Raw genomic sequence first — 15,440 nt, 5'->3', positions numbered from 1 at the left:
GGCGAAGCTGAGAACTTAAGCGCCAGTAAACGGCGGTGGTAACTATAACCATCCTAAGGTAGCGAAATTCCTTGTCGGGTAAGTTCCGACCTGCACGAATGGCGTAACGACTTCTCGACTGTCTCAACCATAGGCCCGGTGAAATTGCACTACGAGTAAAGATGCTCGTTTCGCGCAGCAGGACGGAAAGACCCCGGGACCTTTACTATAGCTTGATATTGGTGTTCGGTTCGGCTTGTGTAGGATAGGTGGGAGACTGTGAAGCATGCACGCCAGTGTGTGTGGAGTCGTCGTTGAAATACCACTCTGGTCGTGCTGGATGTCTAACCTGGGTCCGTGATCCGGATCAGGGACAGTGTCTGGTGGGTAGTTTAACTGGGGCGGTTGCCTCCTAAAGAGTAACGGAGGCGCCCAAAGGTTCCCTCAGCCTGGTTGGCAATCAGGTGTTGAGTGTAAGTGCACAAGGGAGCTTGACTGTGAGACCGACGGGTCGAGCAGGGACGAAAGTCGGGACTAGTGATCCGGCGGTGGCTTGTGGAAGCGCCGTCGCTCAACGGATAAAAGGTACCCCGGGGATAACAGGCTGATCTTCCCCAAGAGTCCATATCGACGGGATGGTTTGGCACCTCGATGTCGGCTCGTCGCATCCTGGGGCTGGAGTCGGTCCCAAGGGTTGGGCTGTTCGCCCATTAAAGCGGTACGCGAGCTGGGTTTAGAACGTCGTGAGACAGTTCGGTCCCTATCCGCTGTGCGCGTAGGAATATTGAGAAGGGCTGTCCCTAGTACGAGAGGACCGGGACGGACGAACCTCTGGTGTGCCAGTTGTCCTGCCAAGGGCATGGCTGGTTGGCTACGTTCGGGAGGGATAACCGCTGAAAGCATCTAAGCGGGAAGCCTGCTTCGAGATGAGTATTCCCACCCCCTTTGAGGGGTTAAGGCTCCCAGTAGACGACTGGGTTGATAGGCCAGGTGTGGAAGACCGGTAACGGTTGGAGCTGACTGGTACTAATAGGCCGAGGGCTTGTCCTCAGTTGCTCGCGTCCACTGTGTGGTTCCCGGGTTGCGAACAGTCGCACCGGTTGAACCAGTATCACCTTAATTAAAGAGTGTGCTTGTTCGCTTGGAACACCCGAAGGTGTTTCGGTGGTCATTGCGTTAGGGAAACGCCCGGTTACATTCCGAACCCGGAAGCTAAGCCTTTCAGCGCCGATGGTACTGCATGGGGGACCGTGTGGGAGAGTAGGACGCCGCCGAACAATATTTCAAGGACCCTTGGTCCCAGCGTTCACGCTGGGACCAAGGGTCCTTTTTGTTTTTTGCCGAAGCGCGCCTGCCAGCCGGGTGCGCGAGAATGACTGCGGTACCCGAAGACAGGAGTCACGTCGATGTCCACCAACTCTCCCGACGATCGATCGGGCAGCGAGCCGAGGCGTGGTGCCCCTCGCGGGCCTCGACGCGACGACACGCGCGGCGGTTTCCGCCGCGACGACCGCCGCGATGACCGTCCTGCCTTCCGTCGTGACGACCGTGGTGACGACCGTCCCCGTGGCCCGCGCCGGGAAGACGACCGTGGTGGACGGCCGTCCGGCGGTGGCTACGGCCAGCGCCGTGACGACGACCGCGGTGGTCGCCCCACCGGTGGTGGCTACGGCGGCCCCCGCCGTGACGACCGTGGTGGTCGTCCCTCCGGGGGCGGTTACGGCGGCCCGCGTCGTGACGACGACCGTGGCGGCTTCCGTCGCGATGACCGTCGTGACGACCGTGGTCCCCGTCGTGATGACGACCGTGGTGGCCGTCCCGGTGGTTTCGACCGCCGTGACGACCGCGGTGGCCGCCCCACCGGTGGCGGCTACGGCGGCCCCCGCCGCGACGACCGTGGCGGCGACCGTCCGGCGTTCCGACGTGACGACCGTCGCGACGACCGCGGCCCGCGCCGCGACGACGACCGTGGCGGCCGTCCCTCCGGCGGTGGCTACGGCGGTCCCCGTCGTGACGACGACCGCGGCGGCTTCCGCGGCGGCCGCGACGACCGTGGCGGCGACCGCCCCGGCTTCCGTCGTGACGACCGTCGTGATGACCGTGGTCCCCGTCGTGATGACGACCGTGGTGGCCGTCCCGGTGGTTTCGACCGCCGTGACGACCGCGGTGGCCGCCCCACCGGTGGCGGCTACGGCGGCCCCCGCCGCGAGGACGACCGCGGTGGCCGTCCCTCCGGCGGTGGCTACGGCGGCCCGCGTCGTGACGACGACCGTGGCGGCTTCCGTCGCGATGACCGTGGTCCCCGTCGTGATGACGACCGTCCGACGTTCCGTCGCGACGAGCGTGCCCCGCGCCGCGAGGACGACCGCGGCGGCTTCCGTCGTGACGACCGCCGTGACGACCGTGGCGGCGACCGTCCGACGTTCCGCCGTGACGAGCGTGCCCCGCGCCGCGAGGACGACCGTGGCGGCCGTCCCTCCGGCGGTGGCTACGGCGGTCCCCGTCGTGACGACGACCGCGGCGGCTTCCGCGGCGGCCGCGACGACCGTGGTCCGCGCCGTGATGACGACCGCGGTGGTTACCGCGGCGGTCGCGATGACCGCGGCTCGCGTCCGTCGTACCGCGACGACCGGCAGGGTGGCGGCGGCTACCGGGGGCGCGACGACCGTTCCGGTGGGTACGGGCGTCGTGACGACCGACGTGACGACCGGCGCGACGACCGCGAGCCGGTGAAGCGCCTGCCCATCCCCGACGACGTGACCGGCGACGAGATCGACAAGGACGTCCGGCAGGAGCTCATGAGCCTGCCCAAGGGCCTTGCCGAGGAGGTCGCGCGCAACCTCGTCATGGTGGCGAACCTGCTGGACGAGGACCCGGAGCAGGCGTACGCGTACTCCCGGATCGCGCTGCGGCTCGCCTCGCGCGTCGCCGCCGTGCGCGAGGCCGCCGGCTTCGCCGCGTACGCGACCGGCAAGTACACCGAGGCGCTCGCCGAGTTCCGTGCCGCCCGCCGTATGACGGGCTCCGTCGAGCTGTGGCCCGTCATGGCGGACTGCGAGCGCGGCATGGGCCGTCCGGAGCGCGCGCTGGCCATGGCCGGCGAGCCCGAGGTGGCGAAGCTGGACAAGGCCGGCCAGGTCGAGATGCGCCTGGTCGCCGCCGGTGCCCGCAAGGACATGGGCCAGGCCGACGCGGCCGTCGTGACGCTGCAGGGCCCCGAGCTGGCGTCGAACTCGATCCAGCCGTGGACCGCCCGACTGCGTTACGCCTACGCCGACGCGCTGCTCGCGGTGGATCGCGAGGGCGAGGCGCGCGAGTGGTTCGCCAAGGCCCTCGAGGCCGACCAGGGCGGGATGACGGACGCGTCCGACCGGCTCGCGGAGCTCGACGGCGTGGAGTTCACGGACGCCATGGGCGACGAGGACACCGCCGAGGCCACCGAGACCGCCGCCACCGTCGAGGTCGTCGCGGACGAGGCCGGGACGGCGGACGAGGAGTCGGCTGACTCCGAGGACGCGGCTGTCGAGGGCGTCGAGGCTGTCGAGGCTGTCGAGGACGTCCAGGGCTCCGACGACAAGGGCTCCGACGACAAGAGCTGATCGCTGAACGTGGAGGGCGGTACCCCGGAGACCCGGGGTACCGCCCTCCACGCATGTCCGGACGCGTGCCCGGTTCAGCTGCTCAGTTCAGCGCGAGGCTGCGCAGGACCAGGCCGGTGGCCGGCTTGGGGCCGAAGGACGTCGACTTGCGGGGCATGGTCACGCCCTGCGCGGCGAGCTCCCGTACGACGTCCTCGTGGACCGGGTGCATCAGCACGGCCGTGCCGCCGTGGCGCTCGGCCTGGGTGACGGCCGCCGCCGTCTCGTGGATGTAGCCGATGTGCTCCGGGTCGTCCGCCACGTGCCAGACGTGCTCCAGGAGCACGGAGTGCAGGACCGTCGCGTCGAGCGTGCGCCACGCCTCCGGGCGGTCGGCGGGGACCGTACGGGCCAGGAGGCCCGGGTCCGGGCGGTCGAGGAGGTGGAAGCGGCCGTCACCGGCGAGCACGAAGGCGTTGCCCCCCTCGCCGACGGCCTCGGCCAGGGCGTCGAGCGCGTTCGACAAGGGGCCCTCGATGGTCCGTACCCGGAAGACGCCCTCCACGGCGGCCAGGGCCTCGGCGACCGGGAGACGGTGCAGGAGACGGTGGATGGCCCGTACCCGCAGCGGGTAGCGGGAGGTGTCCACCAGCAGGACCAGACCGAAGTCCCAGGGGCCGGAGGCGGGCTGCTCGGCGCGCAGCCGCAGGTAGGTGGCCCAGCGGTGGTGGCCGTCGGCGATCAGGGCCTGCTGGTGGGAGAGGTCCTCGTCGATCCGGGCCAGGTCGTCCGCGTCGGTGATGGACCACAGGCGGTGGGCGTAGCCGTCCTCCGTGGTCGTCGACAGCAGCGGCTCGCAGCGGATGACGCGCTCGATGACCTCCGCCGCGCCCGTCGTGGCGTTCTCGCCGCCCCGGTAGGAGAAGAGCAGGGGTTCGAGATTGGCCCCGGTGTCGCGCATCAGGGCGGCGCGGTCCTCGACGATGTGCGGCATGACGTCCTCGTGGGGGAGGACGGCGCCTTCCTCACGGGGGCTGAGACGGAGGGCGCCGATCAGACCGCGCTGCAGTATGCCGTCACCGCGCTGCTCGTAGACGTACAGCGCGGGCTCGGGGTCGGCGGCGAGGATGCGCTCCTCCTGCCATTGCCGCAGCGTCTCCGCGGCCTTCCGGTGCCGGTCGGCGGCGGTGGCGGCCTGCGGGAGGATCAGCCGCACGATGTTGTGCGGGTCGGCGGTCTCCAGGTGGCGCAGCCCGTCCGGCCGCACGACGACGTCATAAGGGGGCGAGGTGACAGCGGCGAGACTGCCCACTCGCTCGGGGACGTAGCGCAGCCCTCGGAAGGGGGCGAGTTGAAGACCCTGCCCTGCGTGACCTGGAGTGCTCATTGGGAAATGTTATGTCTCATGGGCGGATGAGCAATGATCTGGGAAGAGACGTACAGCACAAGGAGAGATCACACGATGAACCAGACCGTCCGGACCGGCCCCGACGGCAGCGCGAAGCGGCTCAGCGAGGCCTATGACACGGCGCTGCTGGATCTCGACGGCGTGGTGTACGCGGGCGGCGAGGCCATCGCGCACGCCGTCGCATCGCTGGGCACGGCCCGGGACGGGGGCATGCATCTCGCCTACGTGACGAACAACGCCGCCCGTACCCCGGAGACGGTGGCCGGGCACCTGACCGAGCTGGGGGTGCCGGCCGAGCCGACCGACGTGATCACCTCCGCGCAGGCGGTGGCGCGGCTGATCGCCGATCAGCTTCCCTCCGGATCACGGGTGTTGGTGATCGGCGCGGAGGGGCTGCGGGTCGCGCTGCGCGAGCGCGGGCTGGTGCCGGTGGACTCGGCGGACGACGATCCGGCCGCCGTGGCGCAGGGCTACGGCGGTCCCGACATGCCGTGGTCGCGGCTGGCGGAGGCGTCGTACGCGGTGGCGCGCGGGCTGCCGTGGTTCGCCTCGAACACGGATCTGACGATTCCGAGTGCGCGGGGCATCGCGCCGGGCAACGGCGCGGCGGTGCAGGTCGTCCGGATAGCCACGGGCGCGGAGCCGCAGGTGGCGGGCAAGCCGCTGCCGCCGATGCACCGGGAGACGGTGCTGCGCACGGGCGCGGAGCGGCCGCTGGTGGTCGGGGACCGGCTCGACACGGACATCGAGGGCGCGCACGTGGGCGGCGTGGACTCGCTGCTGGTCCTCACCGGTGTGACGACGGCGGCGCAGCTGCTCGCGGCGGCGCCCGAGCACCGGCCGACGTACGTGGCCGAGGATCTGCGGGGGCTGCTGGAGCCGCAGCCGTCGGTGGAGGCCGCCGGTGACGGCTTCCGGTGCGGTGGCTGGACGGCTGCCGCCGACGGCGAGGCGCTGGTGCTGGACGGGGACGGCGACCGTGTCGACGCCCTGCGCGCGCTGAGCGCGGCGGCGTGGACGGCGGCGGGGGAGGGCTCCTGCGGGCTGGACGCGGCGGAGGTGCTGGCGCGGCTCGGCTGGTAGCGGGTTGTCCTGCCGACGGCCGGCCGTGTGTGCCGCCTGCGGCGGCGGGCGCCCTGCGGGCGCGTCCTCAAGCGCCGGACGGGCTTATTGCAGCCCGTCCGGCGCTTGAGGACACCGCACAGCAGCCCGTCCGGCGAACGCGGGCCCGCTGTGCCGACGGCTGTCACGCCAGTTCGGCGAGCAGGTCCTCTTCCGAGGCGCCGCGGCGCCAGTAGCCCGTGAAGGTCACCGCGCGGCGGTCGAAGCCGCGTTCGCCGACGAGGTGGCGGCGGAGGGCGCGGACGGTGCCGGACTCGCCGGCTATCCAGGCGTACGGGGTGCCGGCGGGCAGTTCCGCGGCGCGGAGGGCGTCGAGCACGGGCTCCCGGTCGGCGCCGCGGACCAGCCAGGTGATGTCGGCGTCGGCGGCGGTGGGGAGGTCCTGGACGTCGTCGGCGTGCGGGACCTCGATCCAGACCTTGGCCCTGGTGCCCGCCGGGAGCCAGGCGAGGATGCCGGCCGTGGCGGGCAGGGCGGTCTCGTCGGCGGTGACGAGGACCCAGTCGGCGTCGGCCGGCGGCTGGAAGTCCGCGCCGCCGTTCTCCGTGGCGACCGGGGCGAGCAGAACGGCGCGGTCGCCGGGGCGGGCGGCGTGGGCCCAGGTCGAGGCCGGGCCCGCGTGGCCGCCCGACGCGTCCTCCCCGACACCGTGCAGCACGAAGTCGACGTCCATCTCGTCCGGCCCGTAGCGCATCTCCCGGACGGTGTAGGTGCGCATGACGGCCCGTTCGGACGGGTCCTGGGCCCGCCACTCGCCGAACCAGCTCTCGTCGCGGGCGGGCAGGGCCGGCGCCTCCTGCCCCGGCTGGGGCAGGAACAGCTTGAAGCGCTGGTCGCGGCCGTCGACGACCACGTCGCGGAGTTCGTCGCCGCCGAAGGTGATGCGGACCATGGCGGGGCTGATCCGCTCGGTCCGTACGACGTGCGCGTCGAGGAAGCGGTAGGGCGGGGCGTCGGTCATGCGGCGGGTGTCCTTTCGGGCGTCGTCAGGAGGCGTGGCGGGCGGTGGACGCCGGGCGGCCTCAGCTGACCTTCTTGGCCTTCTCGATCGCGGCGGCGAGGCCCTCGAGGAGGGGGGCACAGCCGGCGTAGGAGTAGCGCGGCTCGCTGAGCCAGGGGGTGATCTGGCCGGCCTTGACGGCGGGGAGCCCCGCCCAGGTGGGCTTGGACTCGAGGTCCTTGGGCTGCAGGGCGGAGGTGCGGTTGTCGAGCAGGATCAGATCGGCGGCGTACTTGCCGGCGTTCTCCCAGCTGAGGCTCTCGAAGAAGCCGCCGGTGACCTTGTCGGGGACGATGAAGTCGACGCCGAGCTGCTTGAAGTAGGTGAGGTCGGCGTAGACGCTCGGCTCGGAGACGTAGAGCAGGTCGGCGGAGCCGGACGCGCAGAGGACCTTGAGGCCCTTCTTGGCCTTGGCGGCCTTGCGCAGGGTCTCGGACGCCTTCTCGAAGCGTGCCTTCGCGTCCGTGACCTTCTTGGCCTTGAGGTCGGCGCCGAGCGACCCGGCGAGCTCGGCGTAGCGCCCGATGACCTGGGTCAGCGAGACCTTCGTGACGTTGAGGCCGACGCTGGGGGCGAGGCCGAGGATCTTCTTCTTGCTGTCGTCCGGCACGTACCAGAGGTCCTGCGCCTGGAGCATGTTGGTGACGAGCAGTTCGGGGCTCATGGCCGCGTACTTCTCGACGTTGAACTCGCCCCAGGCGTTGCCGAGGACCGTCACCTTGTCGACGTCGAGGTCGCCGGCCTGCGGGTCGGGCTTGCCGTCCTTGAGCTTCGTCGGGCCGAAGACGCCCGCGCACTCGAAGCCGAAGTCGTGGAGGGCGGCGGCGGTGCCGGTGAAGGCGACGACCTTCTTCGGGGTCTTGTCGGCCTTGACCGTGGTGCCCCGGTCGTCCTTGAAGGTCCAGGGGCCGGAGCCCGAACCCGAGGCTGAGTCGTCCGAGTCCTTCGAGCCGCCACCCCCGCAGGCGGTGAGGAAGGCGCCGATGCCGAGGGCGCCACCGGCGGCGAGGATGCCGCGGCGGGACGGGGAGGAGGTGCGAGGGGTGCTCATGGACGTACTTCTCTCGGGAGTGCGTTCGAACGAACCTCGTTCGATGGGGTGGCGTCAGGGTAGGCTAACCTAACCGGGTGTTGGTCGAGAGTCCCCCCCAAACCTCAGCGGAACCGCCGAAATCGGCGGGGCCCCGCAGTCGGAACACGGCACGTGCCGTGGGGCTGCTCGCCGCGGTCGCGCTGCTGGCGCTGGTCGTCGTCGCGAGCATCGCCGTCGGCGCCAAGCCGATCCCCCTGGACCAGGTCTGGCACGGGCTCTTCCACGCCACGGGCAGCGACACCGATGTGGTCGTGCGGGACGTGCGCGTGCCCCGCACCCTGCTCGGACTGCTCGTCGGCGCCGGGCTCGGACTCGCCGGCGTGGTGATGCAGGCACTCACCCGCAACCCGCTCGCCGACCCCGGACTGCTCGGCGTCAACGCCGGAGCCTCGGCCGCGGTCGTCTCCGCCGTCACCTTCTTCGGCGTCACGTCGGTCCGCGGATACGTATGGTTCGCCTTCCTCGGCGCGGCCGTCGTCGCGGTGGTGGTCTACGCGCTCGGCGGCAGCCGGGGCGCGACCCCCGTACGGCTCGCGCTCGCGGGCACCGCGGTGACGTACGCGCTCTACGGGTTCGTCAACGCCGTCCAGCTCCTCGACTCCGCCGCGCTCGACAAGATGCGCTTCTGGACGGCCGGTTCGCTCGCCGTCGCCGACCTGCACGTCGTACGGCAGATCGCGCCGTTCATCGCGGCCGGTGTGCTGATCGCCCTGGCGCTCGCCCGCCCCCTGAACGCGGTGGCGCTCGGCGACGACACCGCGCGGGCGCTCGGCGCCCGGCTGACCCGGACCCGCGTCCTCGCGATGGCCGCCGTCACGCTGCTGTGCGGCGCGGCGACCGCAGCCTGCGGCCCCATCGTCTTCATCGGTCTGATGGTCCCGCACATCGTCCGCAGCCTCACCGGCCCGGACCTGCGCTGGGTCATGCCGTACGCGGCCGTCCTGTCGCCCGTGCTGCTGCTCGGCGCGGACGTGATCGGCCGGGTCGTCGCCCGGCCCGGCGAACTCCAGGCCGGCATCGTCACCGCGCTCATCGGCGGGCCCGTCTTCATCCATCTCGTACGTCGCCGGAGGATGGCCCAGCTGTGACCGCGAAAACGATCCGCACCCGCGGCGGGCTGTCCCTGCGCGTGGCCCCCCGCTCGGCGCTCGTCGTGCTGCTGCTCCTGGCCCTCGCGCTCACCGCCTCGGTCGTCCTCATCGGCACCGGCGACTTCCCCATGACACCCGCCGAGGTCCTTGCGACCCTGACCGGCGGCGGCACCCCCGCCCAGGAGTTCATCGTCCATGACCTGCGGCTTCCGCGCGTCCTGGTCGGGCTGCTCGTCGGGGCGGCCCTCGGGCTCGCCGGCGCGGTCTTCCAGTCCGTCTCCCGCAACCCGCTGGGCAGCCCCGACGTGATCGGTTTCGGCCAGGGCTCGGCGGCCGGGGCCCTCACCGTCATCGTCCTCTTCCACGGCGACACGTTCGCCGTGGCGGGCGGCGCCGTCGTCGGCGGTGTGATCACCGGTCTCGCCGTCTATCTGCTCTCGTGGCAGAAGGGCATCCACGGCTACCGCCTCGTCCTCGTCGGCATCGGTGCGACCGCCGTGCTCACCGCAGCCCGGGACTACCTCATGACCAAGGCCGACATCGTCGACGCCGCCCGGTCGATGGTGTGGATGGTCGGCTCGCTCAACGGCCGCGACTGGGCCCAGGTATGGCCGCTGCTCATCGTGTGCGGCGTGGTCTTCCCCGTGGTTTTCGGCCAGGGACGGTCCCTTCGGATGCTGGAGATGGGCGACGACGCCGCGTACGCGCTCGGCGTACGGGCCGAGCGGTGCCGGCTCGTGCTGGTGGTGGCCGCCGTCCTGCTGACCGCCGTCGCGACCGCCGCCGCCGGGCCCGTCGCCTTCGTCGCGCTGGCCGCGCCGCAGCTCGCCCGGCGGCTCACCCGCGCCCCCGGCCCCAACCTGGCCGCCGCCACCTGCATGGGCGCGGCCCTGCTGGTCGGCGCCGACTGGGCGTCCCAGCGGGTCTTCGGGGCGGACCAACTGCCCGTCGGGGCCGTGACCGGCATGCTCGGCGGCTGCTATCTGCTGTGGCTGCTGGTCACCGAGCGCAAGGCGGGCCGGATATGAGCGGGCCGCACCCCCACCGCCGGCCTGCTGCCGACCAGCCGCACAGCGCCCAGGATTCCAGGAGAGACCCCATGAGCCGACTGGCGGCCGAATCCGTCACCCTCGCCTACGACCGGCGCGTCATCGCCGAGGACCTCTCGGTCGCGGTGCCCGACAACTCCTTCACGGTCATCGTCGGCCCCAACGCCTGCGGCAAGTCCACGCTGCTGCGCGCCCTGTCGCGGATGCTCAAGCCGACCGCCGGATCCGTCCTCCTGGACGGCTCGGCCATCGACTCCTACCCCGCCAAGCAGGTGGCCCGCACGCTCGGGCTGCTGCCGCAGTCCTCGGTCGCCCCCGACGGGATCACCGTCGGCGACCTCGTCGCCCGCGGCCGCCATCCGCACCAGGGACTGCTGCGGCAGTGGTCGCGGGAGGACGAGCGGATCGTCGTCGAGTCCATGGCCGCGACCGGCGTCGACGCGCTCGCCGAGCGGTACGTCGACGAACTCTCCGGCGGGCAGCGCCAGCGGGTCTGGATCGCGATGGCCCTCGCCCAGCAGACCCCGCTGCTGCTCCTCGACGAGCCGACCACCTACCTCGACATCCAGCACCAGATCGAGGTCCTCGACCTCTGCGCCGAACTGCACGAGGAGCAGGGCCGCACCCTGGTCGCCGTGCTGCACGACCTCAACCACGCCGCGCGCTACGCCACGCATCTGATCGCGATGCGCGACGGGCGGGTCGTCGCCGAGGGGGCGCCGACGGACGTGGTGACGGCCGAGCTGGTGGAGCGGGTGTTCGGGCTGCGCTGCCAGGTCATCGAGGACCCGGAGACCGGGACGCCCCTGGTCGTACCGGCCGCCCGGCGGTCGCGGACCGCTACAGCAGCGACCGCAGGCGCAGTACGTCCCGCAGGCTCGCCTGCACCCTGACCCGGCCGCTGGCCCAGGCCTTCGCGAACTTCAGCCTGCCGTCGACCAGCGCCACCAGATCGTCGCCGGACATCGTCAGGGCGATCTCCGCCCGCCGCTCGGGGGTGCCCGGAAGGGTCTGCACGTCCTGGATGTGGCCGCCCGCGAGATGACCCACGAAGGTGACGTCGAGGTCGGTGATGTGGCAGCTGAGCGAGCGGTCGGGCGTGGCGGCGCTGCGGAGGTCACCGCTCGCCCCCGCGAGGTTCTCCGCCAGCCGGTCGAGTGCGCCGCGGCACTCCTCGATGGTCGCCATCGGTATGGACGGTACCCCAGCGGACCGCGTACGCCGCTCAGGCACCGTTTGGAGGTAGCGTCGGAGCCATGACCGATCCGATGACCGGCGCGCGGGAGCTGCCGGTGCCCGAGCCGGAGCACCCCGCCCCGGACGCCGGTGCCGCCCGGCCGCTGCCGCTGCCGCTGGGCGTCGACCGCACCCCCACCGGCGACGCCGCCGTGGACGCCCAGCTGGCCAGGCTGGCCGACGCCGACCACCTCGCGGCGAGCGGCCACCTGGAGGTGTACGAGGATGTACACCGGGGCCTGCGCGACGCGCTCACCGCGCTCGACCGGCGCCCCGGCCCGTCCGCACCGTCCGTGCCCGTCGGGTCCCCCGCTTCGTACGACAACAGGAGCTGAACCACTCGTGGCAGTGACCCGCCCGCGCCGCAGCCGACTCGACGCCGAGCTGGTGCGCCGGAAACTCGCCCGCTCCCGCGAGCACGCGAGCCAGCTGATCGCGGCGGGCCGGGTGACCGTCGGCGGCACGACCGCGACCAAGGCGGCCACCCAGGTGGAGATCAGCGCCGCCGTCGTCGTCACCCAGGACGAGAACGACCCCGACTACGTCTCCCGCGGCGGCCACAAGCTCGCGGGCGCCTTCGCCGCGTTCGTCCCGCTCGGGCTGAAGGTCGAGGGCCGCCGCGCGCTCGACGCCGGCGCCTCCACGGGCGGCTTCACGGACGTCCTCCTGCGCGCGGGCGCGGCCCACGTCGTCGCCGTGGACGTGGGCTACGGACAGCTCGCCTGGTCGCTCCAGAGCGACGAGCGGGTCACCGTGAAGGACCGCACGAACGTCCGCGAGTTGACGCTGGAGCAGATCGACGACCAGCCCGTCGACCTGATCGTCGGCGACCTGTCCTTCATCCCGCTCGGCCTGGTGCTGCCCGCCCTCGTGCGCTGCGCCGCGCCCGACGCCGACCTGGTGCTGATGGTGAAGCCGCAGTTCGAGGTGGGCAAGGAGCGGCTCGGCACCGGAGGCGTGGTGCGCAGCACCCAGCTGCGGGCCGAGGCGGTCCGCGCGGTCGCCGCCCGGGCGGCGGGGCTCGGGCTCGGCGTGCTGGGCGTGACGGCGAGCCCGCTGCCCGGACCCTCGGGCAACGTCGAGTACTTTCTGTGGCTGCGCGCCGGAGCGCCCGAACTGGACCCGGCGGACGTTGACCGTGCAGTGGCGGAGGGGCCCCGTTGACCACTTCAGAAGCAGCATCAGCAGCATCGCAGGAGCAGATCCCGGCGGGGGAGGAGACCGGCGGACGCAGGGTCTTCCTCCTCGCCCACACCGGCCGCCCGGCGGCCATCCGCAGCGCCGAGCTGGTCGTCCAAGGGCTGCTGCGCTGCGGAATCGGCGTGCGGGTACTGGCCGAGGAGGCCGCCGACCTGCCGCTGCCGCCCTCGGCCGAGCTGGTGGAGGCCGGCCCGGACAAGCCGGACGTCCTGGAGGGGTGCGAGCTCCTGGTGGTGCTCGGCGGGGACGGCACGCTGCTGCGCGGCGCCGAGTTCGCACGGCGCTCCGGGGTGCCGATGCTGGGCGTGAACCTCGGCCGGGTCGGCTTCCTCGCCGAGGCCGAGCGGGACGACCTCGACAAGGTCGTCGACCGGGTCGTGACACGGGCCTACGAGGTCGAGGAGCGGATGACCCTCGACGTCCTCGTGCGCAACGACGGACACGTCGTGCACACCGACTGGGCGCTGAACGAGGCGTCGGTCGAGAAGGCCGCGCGCGAGCGGCTGCTGGAGGTCGTCACCGAGGTCGACGGCCGGCCGGTCTCGCGGTTCGGTGGCGACGGCGTCGTCTGCGCCACCCCGACCGGCTCCACCGCCTACGCCTTCTCGGCCGGCGGCCCGGTGGTCTGGCCGGAGGTCGAGGCGCTGCTGATGGTCCCCATCAGCGCGCACGCGCTCTTCGCCAAGCCCCTGGTCACCGCGCCGGACTCGGTGCTCGCGGTGGAGGTGCAGCCGCAGACGCCCAACGGCGTGCTGTGGTGCGACGGCAGACGGACCGTCGAACTTCCGGCGGGTGCGCGCGTGGAGGTACGGCGGGGCGCGGTGCCGGTGCGTCTGGCGCGCCTGCACCACGCCTCGTTCACGGACCGGTTGGTCGCGAAGTTCGCCCTGCCCGTCGCCGGGTGGCGGGGCGCGCCGCACTAGCCGTGTGGCGGATCTTCGGCTACGGGTGGTCGTGCCGACGGCTGGCCGTGTGTGCCGCCTGCGGGCGTCTTGCCGCCTGCGGCGGCGGGCGCCCTGCGGGCGCGTCCTCGAACGCCGGACGGGCTGGACTGGCTGAGCTCAGCCAATCCAGCCCGTCCGGCGTTCGAGGACGAAACGGCGGGTCAGCCGCCGGACGGGTCCGCCCGTCAGAGCAGTCGCCTGCGTGCCTCGGCGAGAGCCGAGTCGCGGCCTTCCGCCAGTTCCTTCTCCGTGAAGACGTCCGTGCGGATCCGCGGCGGGATGCCCGCGCCGTCGTAGGTCGTTCGGCCGTCCTCCGCGCTCAGGAACTCCTCGTTCGGGAGCCAGAACTTCCAGCCGTTGGGCAGGGTGCGCTCCAGCTTGTCGGAGAACAGCCCCTGGGTGTTCTCACCGATCAGCGTGGGCTTCGGCCCACGGCCCAGCAGCGCCTGGGTGAGCGTCTCGCCCGCGCTCATCGTCAGCCGCCCGGTGAGGACGGCCAGGGGCCCGGTGTAGACCGGCCCCTGGTGCGGGCGGACCCGGACCGGCTCGGCGGGGGTGAACTTGCGGGGGTCGCGGGCGTCGTTCCGCGCGTGCTTGAGGTAGGCCGGGTAGGACCGGTCGGTCAGCCGCTCGGCCACGTCCAGGGCGAGGCGGTCGGAGCCGCCGCCGTTGAGCCGCAGATCGAGGATCAGGCCGCGCAGGGCCTTCGGCCCGCTCGTCCGGGCGGCGGTGAAGACGTCGTCGAGGGCCTTGCCCAGCACGGCCTTGTCGTCCTCGTAGCCGTTGCCCTGCCCGTAGCCCTGGAAACCGGTGATGCGCAGGAAGCCGATCCGGTCGCTGCCCTCGGAGTAGGTGATCATCCCGTTCGCCCGGGAGAGCCGGAGATCCCCGACGGCGCCGGCGAGGACCGCCTTGTCGATGCGCTTCCGCGCGGCCTCGTCGGGCAGGACGGTGTCCTCGCGGATACCGGAGAAGTACTCCTTGGGCCTCGTGAGGTCGACCAGTCCGGTGTGCCCGTCGTGCAGCGGCCGGATCATCTCCGACAGGATCGAGAACAGCTCGGCCGGGCCGGTCGTGCGGGTGATCCGCGGCCGGAAGCGGTCCCGTACGGCGTTCCAGTCGACGTTCCGGGCGGCGAAGAAGGGATAGTTCTCGGCGTAGGTCTGCCAGTAGGCGTCGAAGACGTCCCGCGGGTCCGCCTCGGTGCCCGGGGCGGGGGCGGTCCCGCCGTGGCAGTTCGCGGGCAGCGCGGCCGTGCGGCGCAGCGTGCGGTGGCCCACGTTGTCGGCGAAGGCGAGCTCCGCCCGGTCCGGGCCCGTCGCGTTCACCGTGACCACGTCGCCGTCCTGCCGGAAGGGGCCCGTGGCGGTCGGCCGGGTGGCGGTCAGCTCACCGGGAACGCAGCTGACGGCCGTGGTCTCGTACGTCCGCAGCAGCCGCCCGCCGTTCTCGACGGAGACGACCGTGCCGTAGCCGTCCATCCGCCACGTGCCCTCCAGCCCCGCCGGGCGGGGGCTGTGCGCGACCGCGTCCCCGGTGCCGACGGCGGTGGTCAGGGCGACCGCGGCGGCGAGCAGGAGCGTGGTGACGCGGGGAGTGCAAGATCGAACGGTCATGCGGACCTCATCGTGTGTGCTGTCGGACCGGCGGGAACTGCCGACGACAAGCCTTGTCCGTAAGGGGTTCGGGGGCCATGGAGTGATCACCCGGACCGGTGGTGGGGCTGTCCCCAGGACGGTC

General features: G+C 72.0%; 13 protein-coding genes, 2 rRNA genes and 1 pseudogene. 11 read left to right on the top strand and 5 right to left on the bottom strand.

Annotated features, from left to right (window positions below):
- The 4 genes and pseudogenes from FHS38_RS13495 to FHS38_RS13480 all read left to right on the top strand — a co-directional run.
- Positions 1-1,029, top strand: a 23S ribosomal RNA gene (locus FHS38_RS13495); the annotation flags it as partial.
- A 110-nt stretch (positions 1,030-1,139) separates the two neighbouring features.
- Positions 1,140-1,256: ribosomal RNA gene (gene rrf / locus FHS38_RS13490) — 5S ribosomal RNA — on the top strand.
- A gap of 393 nt (positions 1,257-1,649) precedes the next feature.
- A pseudogene (locus FHS38_RS36525) lies at positions 1,650-2,144 on the top strand (hypothetical protein); the annotation flags it as partial.
- A gap of 573 nt (positions 2,145-2,717) precedes the next feature.
- On the top strand, positions 2,718-3,578 hold the full coding sequence (locus FHS38_RS13480) for a tetratricopeptide repeat protein (protein WP_184733797.1): 861 nt from the start codon (positions 2,718-2,720) through the stop codon (positions 3,576-3,578).
- A gap of 82 nt (positions 3,579-3,660) precedes the next feature.
- Here the strand turns inward: FHS38_RS13480 and FHS38_RS13475 are convergent, their stop codons facing one another.
- Entirely contained in the window at positions 3,661-4,944 is a 1,284-nt protein-coding gene (locus tag FHS38_RS13475; RefSeq protein ID WP_184733749.1) for a DUF1015 family protein, read from the bottom strand.
- Between the two features lie 75 nt (positions 4,945-5,019).
- Here FHS38_RS13475 and FHS38_RS13470 point away from each other — a divergent pair, with 75 nt between their 5' ends.
- Entirely contained in the window at positions 5,020-6,048 is a 1,029-nt protein-coding gene (locus FHS38_RS13470; protein WP_184733748.1) for an HAD hydrolase-like protein, read from the top strand.
- A 163-nt stretch (positions 6,049-6,211) separates the two neighbouring features.
- Here FHS38_RS13470 and FHS38_RS13465 read toward each other — a convergent pair whose 3' ends face one another.
- Complete coding sequence (locus tag FHS38_RS13465; protein ID WP_184733747.1) at positions 6,212-7,048, bottom strand: siderophore-interacting protein; 837 nt, start codon at positions 7,046-7,048, stop codon at positions 6,212-6,214.
- A gap of 61 nt (positions 7,049-7,109) precedes the next feature.
- Positions 7,110-8,138: an ABC transporter substrate-binding protein gene (locus FHS38_RS13460; RefSeq protein ID WP_184733746.1), complete on the bottom strand. Its 1,029-nt coding sequence runs from the start codon at positions 8,136-8,138 to the stop codon at positions 7,110-7,112.
- A gap of 80 nt (positions 8,139-8,218) precedes the next feature.
- Here FHS38_RS13460 and FHS38_RS13455 point away from each other — a divergent pair, with 80 nt between their 5' ends.
- The 3 genes from FHS38_RS13455 to FHS38_RS13445 all read left to right on the top strand — a co-directional run bounded on the left by FHS38_RS13455 (position 8,219) and on the right by FHS38_RS13445 (position 11,213).
- Positions 8,219-9,268, top strand: a complete 1,050-nt coding sequence (locus FHS38_RS13455; RefSeq protein ID WP_184733796.1) for a FecCD family ABC transporter permease — start codon at positions 8,219-8,221, stop codon at positions 9,266-9,268.
- The gene (locus FHS38_RS13450; protein ID WP_184733745.1) at positions 9,265-10,299 is read left to right on the top strand and encodes a FecCD family ABC transporter permease; all 1,035 of its coding nucleotides are present in this window, start codon (positions 9,265-9,267) and stop codon (positions 10,297-10,299) included. The genes FHS38_RS13455 and FHS38_RS13450 overlap by 4 nt, the downstream gene beginning before the upstream one ends.
- A 71-nt stretch (positions 10,300-10,370) precedes the next feature.
- A complete protein-coding gene (locus FHS38_RS13445; RefSeq protein WP_184733744.1) occupies positions 10,371-11,213 on the top strand; it encodes an ABC transporter ATP-binding protein in 843 nt (280 codons plus the stop codon).
- Here the strand turns inward: FHS38_RS13445 and FHS38_RS13440 are convergent.
- Complete coding sequence (locus FHS38_RS13440; protein WP_184733743.1) at positions 11,161-11,508, bottom strand: sterol-binding protein; 348 nt, start codon at positions 11,506-11,508, stop codon at positions 11,161-11,163. The two genes, FHS38_RS13445 and FHS38_RS13440, sit on opposite strands and share 53 nt — an antisense overlap.
- Before the next feature lie 68 nt (positions 11,509-11,576).
- Between FHS38_RS13440 and FHS38_RS13435 the strand changes: the two genes are divergently transcribed.
- The 3 genes from FHS38_RS13435 to FHS38_RS13425 are packed head-to-tail and all read left to right on the top strand — an operon-like array spanning position 11,577 to position 13,679.
- Positions 11,577-11,891, top strand: coding sequence for a hypothetical protein (locus tag FHS38_RS13435; RefSeq protein WP_229822425.1), 315 nt, complete (start codon positions 11,577-11,579; stop codon positions 11,889-11,891).
- 13 nt (positions 11,892-11,904) lie between these two features.
- On the top strand, positions 11,905-12,720 hold the full coding sequence (locus FHS38_RS13430; protein WP_184733794.1) for a TlyA family RNA methyltransferase: 816 nt from the start codon (positions 11,905-11,907) through the stop codon (positions 12,718-12,720).
- Positions 12,721-12,758: 38 nt separating this feature from the next.
- Entirely contained in the window at positions 12,759-13,679 is a 921-nt protein-coding gene (locus FHS38_RS13425; protein ID WP_184733793.1) for an NAD kinase, read from the top strand.
- Between the two features lie 206 nt (positions 13,680-13,885).
- On the opposite strand, the gene FHS38_RS13420 is transcribed toward FHS38_RS13425, so the two are convergent.
- Positions 13,886-15,316: a S41 family peptidase gene (locus tag FHS38_RS13420; RefSeq protein WP_184733742.1), complete on the bottom strand. Its 1,431-nt coding sequence runs from the start codon at positions 15,314-15,316 to the stop codon at positions 13,886-13,888.
- Between the last annotated feature and the right edge of the window lie 124 nt (positions 15,317-15,440).

This window comes from Streptomyces netropsis (assembly GCF_014203545.1).
In the GTDB taxonomy this organism is placed as follows: domain Bacteria; phylum Actinomycetota; class Actinomycetes; order Streptomycetales; family Streptomycetaceae; genus Streptomyces; species Streptomyces netropsis.
The sequence above is the reverse complement of the archived record's forward strand: the minus strand, read 5'-3'. Positions and strand labels throughout refer to the sequence as shown.

What these genes read in the sequence shown, in the direction of transcription:
- FHS38_RS13475 (WP_184733749.1), bottom strand. Translation starts at nt 4,944, where the DNA reads ATGAGCACTCCAGGTCACGCAGGGCAGGGTCTTCAACTCGCCCCCTTC.
- FHS38_RS13470 (WP_184733748.1), top strand. Translation starts at nt 5,020, where the DNA reads ATGAACCAGACCGTCCGGACCGGCCCCGACGGCAGCGCGAAGCGGCTC.
- FHS38_RS13420 (WP_184733742.1), bottom strand. Translation starts at nt 15,316, where the DNA reads ATGACCGTTCGATCTTGCACTCCCCGCGTCACCACGCTCCTGCTCGCC.
- FHS38_RS13460 (WP_184733746.1), bottom strand. Translation starts at nt 8,138, where the DNA reads ATGAGCACCCCTCGCACCTCCTCCCCGTCCCGCCGCGGCATCCTCGCC.
- FHS38_RS13465 (WP_184733747.1), bottom strand. Translation starts at nt 7,048, where the DNA reads ATGACCGACGCCCCGCCCTACCGCTTCCTCGACGCGCACGTCGTACGG.
- FHS38_RS13445 (WP_184733744.1), top strand. Translation starts at nt 10,371, where the DNA reads ATGAGCCGACTGGCGGCCGAATCCGTCACCCTCGCCTACGACCGGCGC.
- FHS38_RS13435 (WP_229822425.1), top strand. Translation starts at nt 11,577, where the DNA reads ATGACCGATCCGATGACCGGCGCGCGGGAGCTGCCGGTGCCCGAGCCG.
- FHS38_RS13440 (WP_184733743.1), bottom strand. Translation starts at nt 11,508, where the DNA reads ATGGCGACCATCGAGGAGTGCCGCGGCGCACTCGACCGGCTGGCGGAG.